Origin of the sequence: Microbulbifer sp. ARAS458-1, from assembly GCF_045348205.1 — a bacterium.
Classification (GTDB): Bacteria; Pseudomonadota; Gammaproteobacteria; order Pseudomonadales; family Cellvibrionaceae; genus Microbulbifer.
The window spans coordinates 793349-802073 of sequence record NZ_CP155838.1; the positions used below are offsets into that span (position 1 = coordinate 793349).

The following is an 8725-nucleotide window of genomic DNA, read 5'->3' on the forward strand; positions in this document are numbered from 1 at the left end:
ACAAGACCGCCCGGCCCGCTCGGTTGAGTCGGTGGATGCGGAAAGCCTGCCAGAAGTTGTTCTGACCACACGGTCAGTCAAGGATCGTAAAGCGTGGAACTTCCCCTGTGGATAACCGCTCTAATCACCCGGAAATCAAGGGCTGGCGCGGTTTACCGGCCTTCTGCATACGGGGTTCCATTTCCCGTTGCGGGTGCTACACTGTGGCCAACTTTGCTCTCCCGGTGCCGCTTAAAAACTGACCGCAATCCACAAGAAGGTGCAGTCGGTTCAGGGCCGGAACAGGCAAGCCGCCGCAAACTACTGGTCTTGGTAGGAAAGAGTCCAAGCAGCAAGTGCCAAGCGGGGCAACAAGAGCTACGAGGAGAATCCTGAATGGGAACCAGCTTACAGCCGATTCATACACTGTCACCGGGCGCGAACCTGAACGCCTACATTCAGACGGTCAGCGGCTTCGAGGTACTCTCCGCCGAGGAAGAAAAGAAACTCGCGGAAGATCTCTATTATCACCAGAATCTCGAGGCGGCCCGCCAACTGGTGATGTCTCACCTGCGCTTTGTGGTGCATATCGCCAAATCCTACTCCGGCTACGGCCTGAATCAGGGTGACCTGATTCAGGAAGGTAACGTGGGTCTGATGAAGGCGGTGAAGCGCTTCAACCCGGAAAAGGGTGTGCGTCTGGTGTCCTTTGCGGTGCACTGGATCAAGGCGGAGATTCACGAGTTCATCCTGCGCAACTGGCGCATCGTCAAGATCGCGACCACCAAGGCGCAGCGCAAGCTGTTCTTCAATCTGCGTGGCCAGAAGAAGAAGCTGGCGTGGCTGACTAACGATGAAGCCAAGCGCGTTGCCGCTGAGCTGAATGTGGATGTGCAGCATGTACACGATATGGAAGGTCGCCTGGCGGCCCACGATGCGGCCTTCGATGCCGGCGTGGACGACGACGAAGATTCCGCGTGGCAGGCGCCGGCCCATTACCTGGAAGACCGCCGTTACGATCCGGCGACCATGCTGGAAAACGATAACTGGCAGGAAACCAGTGTAAACAACCTGACTGCCGCGATGGAGCAGCTGGACGATCGCAGCCGCGATATTATCGAGGCGCGCTGGTTGAGCGAGTCCAAGGCGACGTTGCACGAGCTGGCCGACAAATACGGTGTTTCTGCTGAGCGAATCCGCCAGCTTGAAAAAAACGCCATGAAAAAGGTCCGGGTGGCGATGGAGGCCTGATAGCCTTCTCACTGACCGGATTCAAGAACCGCGCTACTGGCGCGGTTTTTTCGTATCTGGCTCTTGGTTCCGTGGTATTTGCTTTGAAGCCGGTTTGGTGGCGGTGAGGCACCGGGTATTTGTTTTCGGAACCGCTGTGAATACATCCCTGTACGCTGCGTCGGCGACGTCCCTGTCGCCGACGCTTCCGAAAACAAATACCCGGTACCTCACCTTAGATTTTGACTGCTGATCTTCGTAAGCCAGTTAGAAAGGAATAACGATGGCTAAATTGTATTTACTGCTCGCCGCATTTTTTGGCGGCACCGGAGTTGTTCTCGGTGCTTTTGGCGCCCATGGCTTGCGCGACAAAGTCGCAGAGAACCTTCTGGAAGCCTATAAAACCGGTGTGCACTATCAGATGACTCACGCCCTGGCCCTGATTGCCGTGGCGGTATTGATTCATCAGATCGGCGCAAAAACCTCGCTGATTGTAAGTGGCGCCCTGTTTGCTATCGGGATCCTGTTTTTCTCCGGCAGCCTTTATGGCCTGACCTTCGGTGGCCCCAGAATCTTGGGTCCCATCACCCCGCTGGGCGGCACCCTGCTGATCGGCGGCTGGATAGCACTGTTTATCGCCGCGCTGAATTACGGAAAATAACTGCCAACCGAAGGCGGTAAGAGCACAGAAATTTGAATTGAAGGCCGAGTGCCGGGGATGGGGTTTCAGAAGCGTCGGCGACAGGACGTCGCCGCCGCAGCGCCCAAGGATGGGTTCACAGCGGTTCTGAAACCCCATACCCGGTGCTGGGCCGCCCCATCATCTGCTACGGAGCACCCAAAAGCTACGAAGCTCAGAGGTAAAGAATGCAAGAAGAACCCAACAACGAACAAGGTAACGAGGAAGAAGACTTCCCCTACCGCACCGAATTCAAAAAGAAATCCATCCGCAGCTACGTGATTCGCGGCGGGCGTATGACCGAGGGGCAGCGCAAGGCATTTGATAATTACTGGGGCCCGTTCGGTTTGTCCCTGTACGACGGCGCCATCGACCCGAAAGAAATCTTCGGCCGCGAGGCGCCGGTGGTGCTGGAAATCGGATTCGGCATGGGCGACTCCCTGCTGGAAATGACCCAAGCCGAAACCGACAAAGACTTTATCGGCATCGAAGTCCACCCGCCCGGGGTCGGTCGCCTGATCAACAACGCTGGCAAAGACGAAATCAAAAACCTGCGGGTGTATATGGCCGACGCCATCGACGTGCTCAACGACTGTATTCCCGACGCCAGCCTCGACCGCTTCCAACTGTACTTCCCCGATCCCTGGCACAAAAAGAAGCACAACAAGCGGCGCATCGTGCAACCGGAGTTTGTAAAACTCCTGTGTAGCAAACTGAAACCCGGCGGCCTCATGCACATGGCCACCGATTGGGAAAACTACGCCGAGCAGATGCTCGAAGTGCTCGAAGCGGAGGAGTTACTGGAAAATACCGCAGGCAAAGGCAACTACGCCCCGCGCCCCGACTTCAGGCCGCAAACCAAATTCGAGCGTCGCGGCGAACGGCTGGGCCACGGTGTGTGGGACCTGCTCTACAAAAGGAAATAAGCCGACAAACACCGCGGGTCAGATAGGAAATAACTCCCGGCCCGCTGTGCTATCTTCTGTCTACCGGTAAATGGATGCTCCGGAGCAACAATGACAACAAGCCCCACCCTCGTCTCAAATCAAATGCGCGCCTTACTACTGGGCGGTGCACTGCTCCTGCTGAGCGGACCGACCCTGGCCGATCAGGAAGGCACACTCAATCTGTATCTTAACGCCGGACAGTACTGGTTTGACGACCAGCGTCTCGATGGCACGCCCTACTTCGGATTTGAGCTGGACGACAGCTCCGGAGGCGGTATCGGCTTCGGCTACAACATTACCGACCGCTGGGCCATCGAAGGCGTGTACGATTATTTCAGCGTCAATGTCCGTGACACCCGCGAAGACGTTGGCGTGCAGAACTATCACCTCGACCTGATGTACCAGTTCGCGGGCCAGTTCTGTGGAAACTTCGATTGGCAGCCCTATGTGGTAATGGGTGCCGGTGAGCTACGCATCGATGAGGACACCTACGGGTACCCGGACGACTGGCACCAGCGTCAGACGATGGTCAACTTTGGCGCCGGTGTGAAATACCAGTTTCTGCCCCGTTGGCAGATGCGGGGCGATGTGCGTGGATTTCAGGGCGTTGAAGAAGGCGGGCTGGATAGCTTCGTGAGTTTTGCCATCGGTTACCAATGGCAGGATGAAATAGCGCCGCGGGACTGGGATGGCGACGGCATTTACAGCAATCTGGATGAATGCCCGCAGACCCCACCGGGGATAGATGTGGATGCCCGTGGCTGCCCCATCGACAGCGATGGCGACGGTGTGCCGGACTATCTGGATCAGTGCCCGGGCACGCCGATGGGGGTGGCGGTCAATTTTGACGGCTGCCAGCGGGAAGCCTACGATCCCAACGACTTCTCCAAATGAAATCTCGAATGTCCGCCGGGCGATGAGTTATTCTCCCGCGCGGGCAGCCTCCAGCGCCTCGGAAACTTCCAGCCACTCCATCTCCAATTCCTCCAGAGACTCTTTTGCCTCTCCCTGAGCCCTGGTCAGGCGGGTTATTTCTTCCTGTTGACCGCCACTGTAGAGGCTTTCATCCGCCAGCTTTTCTTCCAGGTTTTGCACCTCTTTCTCCGCCTTCGCCATCTTCTGCTCAATACTCTTGAGTCTGTTGGTGAGCGGTTTCAGCTGTTCACGCAGTGCCGCCGCGGCGCGGCGCTGGGCCTTTTTGTCTTCCACCGGTTTGGTAGCCGTGTCGGTAGAGCCCGCTTCACTGCCGCTCTGGCGCTTCTCCTCGCGCTTGAAAGCCAGCAGCCACTGCTTGTAGTCGTCCAGGTCCCCGTCATACGGCTCCGCGCGGCCCTCGGCCACCAGGATAAATTCGTCAGTGGTATTCGCCAGCAGGTGGCGATCGTGGGATACGAGGATCACCGCACCAGGGAACTCCGCCAGCGCCAGGGTCAGGGCGTGGCGCATCTCCAGGTCCAGGTGGTTGGTGGGCTCATCGAGCAGTAACAGATTGGGTTTTTGCCACGCCAGCAGTGCCAGTGCCACCCGTGCCTTTTCACCGCCGGAGAAGCCGCCCACCGGCTCGAACACGCGATCGCCAATAAACCCGTAGCCGCCGAGGAAATCCCGCAGCTCCTGCTCACTGGCGGTGGGTGACAGGCGCTGCACATGCAGCAGCGGCGAAGCTTTGGAGTCCAGCGCTTCCAGCTGGTGCTGGGCGAAGTAGCCGATTTTCAGATGCTCGCCGCATTGGCGTTCGCCATTGATCAGGGGGATCTCCCCGGCCAGGGTCTTGATCAGAGACGACTTGCCCGCGCCGTTCGGCCCGAGCAGGCCGATTCTGCGGCCGGGCTGAATACCCATTTCCACCCGTGGCAGAATGGTCTTGCCGGGGTAGCCGATCTCCGCCTGGCGCAGATCGATTAGCGGGTTCGACACCTTGTCGGAGGATGGCAGGCGAAAACGGAATGGGGAATCCACGTGGGCGGGGGCGATTTCCGCCATGCGGTCCAGCGCCTTCAGACGGCTCTGGGCCTGCTTGGCCTTGGTAGCCTTTGCCCGAAAGCGCCGCACAAAGTCTTCCATGTGCGCGCGCTGCGCCTGTTGTTTCTCGTACTGTACCTGCTGCTGGGCCAGGCGCTCGGCACGGGCCCGTTCAAACGCGGTGTAGTTGCCGCTGTAGAGCACCAGATCTTGGTGCTCGAAGCTGATGATGCCGTCCACTACCGCATCGAGAAAATCCCGGTCGTGGGAGATGATCAACAGGGTGCCCGGGAACCGTTGCAGCCACTGTTCCAGCCACAGGGTCGCATCCAGATCCAGGTGGTTGGTGGGTTCGTCCAACAGCAGCAGATCCGCCGGGCACATCAGTGCCCGCGCCAGGTTCAGACGAATGCGCCAGCCGCCGGAGAAGCTCTTGACCGGCCGCTGCTGATCCTCGTGGGAGAAACCAAGCCCGTCTAGCAACTGCGCGGCGCGGGCCGGACCACTGTAGCCGTCGATGGCCGCCATGCGCTCGTGCAGTTCGCCGATGTGCTTGCCGTCACTGCCATCCGCCTCGGCGGCATCCAGCTCCCGCTGCAGCGCGCGCAGGCGGTGATCACCGTCCAGCGCATAGTCGAGGGCGCTCTGGTCGGTGGCGGAGATCTCCTGCGCCATATGTGCAATCTCCCAGCCGGAAGGCACCTCTACACTGCCCGCATCACTATCCTGCTGTTTCAGCAGCATTTTGAACAGGGTCGACTTGCCGCAACCGTTGGCGCCGATGACGCCCACCTTGTGTCCCGGGAAAATACGGCAGCTGGCGTCGTTGAGCAGGTCGCGCCCGCCCACCTGCAGCGATACGCCTTGCAGATTAATCAATGGAAACCTCTTTGAATTCGCCTAAATTTGACTAGGCTATCGGCTATAACAAACCGCCGGGATTCTATCGTGACAGAAACCGCACAGCCATCACCGCCACCCTGCCCTTTGCAGAACCCCCTGTGGCAGTTCAGTCTGGAGTTTTATCGACAGCCGTCGGTGGCCGAGTTCCTGCTTGACTGCCAGGACAGCAAGGGCGCAGATGTGTGCCTGATGCTTTGGGCCAGTTATACCAGCGCCTGTGGCCGTCAGTTGAGCGATGAGAGCTGGCGTGTAGCAGATCGCGGTCTGGCGCCACGTCGGCGCATGATCAACAGCGTGCGCAACCTGCGCCGTCTGCTGGGGCGGCTCAACAGGCACAGCCGGGTATACGAATGGTGCAAGCGCTGTGAGATTCGTATGGAGCAACGGCAGTTGGCGGCACTGTGGAAGCTGAATGGTGAAGCCTGGCCGGAGACCCGCTCGCCCTTGGCACTTGCGGGCGAGCAATATGGCTTGATGCAAAAAGATCAGGCCCGCTGGGCGGGCCTGATCGATGCCTATAGTGCTGCCGGTAGTGTCCGCGAGAGCGATGCGGGCCGGGATCCGCGCGGAGGCAGTATTCCCGGCGTTACCCTCTGAGGGTTTAGTTAGTGCTTGTGTTTGTGCTCTTCCGGGCCGTAGTGCGGATTCTCTTCTGTGGCAAACAGGCTGTTAGGCGGCGTGGTCGGGGTAATGCTGGGAGTGACCGGATTGGCGGCAGCAGGGCTGGACTCGGGCACCAGAGGCTTTGGCTCTGAGGTTTTGCCCATTACCGGTGCGGGGCTTTCTGGCGCTGGGGTGCTAGCGGGTTTCGCGGTGGGAGTGACCGGCTGAGTAGCGGGTTTGGCCGTCGCGGCACCATTAGACTTCTGTGCAGGCTTCGCCTCAGAGGTCGGTTTGGCGGCTTTTTTCGGCGCTGCCTTCTTGCTTGATGTCTTCTTCACATCAGTTTTCTCAGCGGCCTTTGTTTTAGGTGCGGCCTTCTTGGGCGCGGCTTTATCTGTGGCTGCTTTCTGCACCGGAGATTTTTTTGCGGGTGCCTTTTTGGCTGCCGCTTTTTTGGGTGCGGCTTTCTTGGTGGCCGCTTTTTTGGCGGTGGCCTTCTTGGTAGCTGGTTTCTTTACTGTGGCTTTCTTCTCTGCAGCGGGTTTGGCTGCTGCAGACTTCTTGGCGCTAGCGGCCTTTTTCTTCTTCGGCTTGCTTGCTGCCATTACCTTTTTCGCGGCGGCTTCGCCGGCTTTTTTCACTGTTTTGGCGGTCTTCTCGGCCAGCTTGGTAGCCGCTGCGACTGAACGGGAATCGGCCAGGGATTGGGCGGCCTCTTTGGCAACCTTTTCAACCTTGGCAACGGCGGCCTTTGCGGCATCAACTTTTTTCTTGGCGGAGGTTTTGGCCGCCGGAGTTTTTGCCTTGCTCGCGCTAGCACGTGCAGTGGCGAGCTTCGCCTTGGCTTTTTTAACTTGAGCCTGTGCCTTGTCGGATTCCTTGGTGGCTTTGGCCAGGGCTTTGTCGGCATCGGCCGCTTCCTTGGCCCGTGCTTTTTCGAGTTGGGTGGTAATCTTGGCGATCTGTTTTTCCAGATCCTCAACGGAACTGGCGACTTTGCGTTTGGCGGCCATGGTTCAAAATCCTGCGGTTGAAACGGGTTGTGGGAATGCTCTTGAAAGAAACCCCGACACTTCTAGTTTATTGATAGCAGAACCACCTCTCTGCCAGCGAACTTCCTGTGAAAAAACGGGGTTGAACGCTGATAATAGCGTTGTTATTTCGGAAGTGCATCCCTGTGTTATCAGGATAGGCTCACGGCGTTTTTCAGGTGTTTCTCTCGCGTAAGTCGAGGATGGCCGCTGTCAGGAAAATGAAACAACAGCGAGCCGTTGCGGTCTCAGTTGGAATCCCTGCATTACCTGGACCGGTGGTGTGCAGCCTCTCCCTGCATGGGTTAGACTTGGCTGTCGCTGGACCCGCTTGCGGTACTGTGATCTGCCGCACAATGTGTGACAGAGTCAGGGTGTAAAACAGCAGAGAAGGGTGGAACCCTCTCATACAAATAAATGCTTCACGGAAATTAAGAGACAATTCTCATGAATAAAACTTCTTTGGCTGCTGCGATTGCTCTGGGTATTGCACTGGTCGGCTGTAACAAGGAGGAGTCTGCGGGCTCCGCAGATATCAAGCTGGAATCCCAGGAGCAGAAAGTCAGCTATATCATTGCCGAAGATATGGCCAACCGCCTGAAGAGCCAGGAAGTTGCTCTGGACCCTAAAATCGTTGCCATGGCGCTGGAAGATGTCGCCAGTGGTCGTGAGTCCCGCCTCAACGATGAAGAGAAGCAGCAGGTTATCCAGGTATTCCAGGAGAATATGCAGGCCAAGCAGAAAGAGCTGATGGCCAAGCAGGAAGAAGAGTTCAAGGCATCTGCGGAAAAGAACCTGGAAGAAGGTAAGAAGTTCCTCGAAGAGAACGCCAAGAAAGACGGTGTGCAGACCACCGACTCTGGCCTGCAGTACAAGATTATTACTGAAGGTACTGGCCCGAGCCCGAGTGAATCCAGTGTTGTGGAAGTGGATTATAAGGGCACCCTGATCGACGGAACCGAGTTTGACAGCTCGTACAAAAACGGCAAACCGGTCCAGTTTCCGGTTAAAGGTGTGATCAAAGGTTGGACCGAAGCGCTGCAGCTGATGAAAGAGGGTGCCAAGTGGGAACTCTACATTCCCTCTGACCTGGCTTACGGTCCGGGTGGTGCGGGCGGCATGATTGGCCCGAACTCTACCCTGGTGTTTGAGGTGGAGCTGCATAAAGCCAATGTCGGTGGCGACGAAGGCGCAGCCGAAGAAGAGGCGGTTAAAGAAGACGGCGCGGAAGATCAGGCGACCGAATAATCGGTAATTGACGACCTAGCGCATGACTGCGGATTTCCGCAGTCATTAAAAAAGGGGCTTTGAGCCCACTGCTGTCCCACAGTTTGACAGTCATGAGACCAGCCTCATTTGAGGCTGGTCTTTTTGATTGGGTGGCGGGCGCG

Annotated in this window: 8 protein-coding genes; 6 read left to right on the top strand and 2 right to left on the bottom strand. The window is 57.7% G+C overall.

Annotation, left to right across the window (positions count from 1 at the left end; all coding sequences use genetic code 11):
• The first annotated feature begins 375 nt into the window (after nucleotides 1–375).
• The 4 genes from rpoH to AAFH99_RS03215 all read left to right on the top strand — a co-directional run bounded on the left by rpoH (nucleotide 376) and on the right by AAFH99_RS03215 (nucleotide 3729).
• Nucleotides 376–1230, top strand: coding sequence for an RNA polymerase sigma factor RpoH (gene rpoH / locus AAFH99_RS03200; RefSeq protein WP_043319951.1), 855 nt, complete (start codon nucleotides 376–378; stop codon nucleotides 1228–1230).
• A gap of 262 nt (nucleotides 1231–1492) precedes the next feature.
• Complete coding sequence (locus tag AAFH99_RS03205; protein WP_406828623.1) at nucleotides 1493–1870, top strand: DUF423 domain-containing protein; 378 nt, start codon at nucleotides 1493–1495, stop codon at nucleotides 1868–1870.
• 206 nt (nucleotides 1871–2076) lie between these two features.
• Complete coding sequence (trmB, locus tag AAFH99_RS03210; RefSeq protein WP_051687266.1) at nucleotides 2077–2814, top strand: tRNA (guanosine(46)-N7)-methyltransferase TrmB; 738 nt, start codon at nucleotides 2077–2079, stop codon at nucleotides 2812–2814.
• 90 nt (nucleotides 2815–2904) lie between these two features.
• Nucleotides 2905–3729: an outer membrane beta-barrel protein gene (locus tag AAFH99_RS03215; RefSeq protein ID WP_406828624.1), complete on the top strand. Its 825-nt coding sequence runs from the start codon at nucleotides 2905–2907 to the stop codon at nucleotides 3727–3729.
• A 27-nt stretch (nucleotides 3730–3756) separates the two neighbouring features.
• Here the strand turns inward: AAFH99_RS03215 and AAFH99_RS03220 are convergent, their stop codons facing one another.
• Nucleotides 3757–5676, bottom strand: coding sequence for an ABC-F family ATP-binding cassette domain-containing protein (locus AAFH99_RS03220; protein WP_406828625.1), 1920 nt, complete (start codon nucleotides 5674–5676; stop codon nucleotides 3757–3759).
• A 69-nt stretch (nucleotides 5677–5745) separates the two neighbouring features.
• Here AAFH99_RS03220 and AAFH99_RS03225 point away from each other — a divergent pair, with 69 nt between their 5' ends.
• Nucleotides 5746–6297, top strand: a complete 552-nt coding sequence (locus tag AAFH99_RS03225; protein ID WP_231491948.1) for a TIGR02444 family protein — start codon at nucleotides 5746–5748, stop codon at nucleotides 6295–6297.
• 8 nt (nucleotides 6298–6305) lie between these two features.
• Here AAFH99_RS03225 and AAFH99_RS03230 read toward each other — a convergent pair whose 3' ends face one another.
• Entirely contained in the window at nucleotides 6306–7316 is a 1011-nt protein-coding gene (locus tag AAFH99_RS03230; RefSeq protein WP_406828626.1) for a histidine kinase, read from the bottom strand.
• A 465-nt stretch (nucleotides 7317–7781) separates the two neighbouring features.
• Between AAFH99_RS03230 and AAFH99_RS03235 the strand changes: the two genes are divergently transcribed.
• Nucleotides 7782–8582, top strand: coding sequence for an FKBP-type peptidyl-prolyl cis-trans isomerase (locus AAFH99_RS03235; RefSeq protein ID WP_043319955.1), 801 nt, complete (start codon nucleotides 7782–7784; stop codon nucleotides 8580–8582).
• Nucleotides 8583–8725 lie beyond the last annotated feature (143 nt).

Coding starts and splice junctions, on each gene's coding strand:
- AAFH99_RS03235 (WP_043319955.1), top strand. CDS start 7,782: ATGAATAAAACTTCTTTGGCTGCTGCGATTGCTCTGGGTATTGCACTG.
- AAFH99_RS03205 (WP_406828623.1), top strand. CDS start 1,493: ATGGCTAAATTGTATTTACTGCTCGCCGCATTTTTTGGCGGCACCGGA.
- AAFH99_RS03215 (WP_406828624.1), top strand. CDS start 2,905: ATGACAACAAGCCCCACCCTCGTCTCAAATCAAATGCGCGCCTTACTA.
- AAFH99_RS03230 (WP_406828626.1), bottom strand. CDS start 7,316: ATGGCCGCCAAACGCAAAGTCGCCAGTTCCGTTGAGGATCTGGAAAAA.
- rpoH (WP_043319951.1), top strand. CDS start 376: ATGGGAACCAGCTTACAGCCGATTCATACACTGTCACCGGGCGCGAAC.
- trmB (WP_051687266.1), top strand. CDS start 2,077: ATGCAAGAAGAACCCAACAACGAACAAGGTAACGAGGAAGAAGACTTC.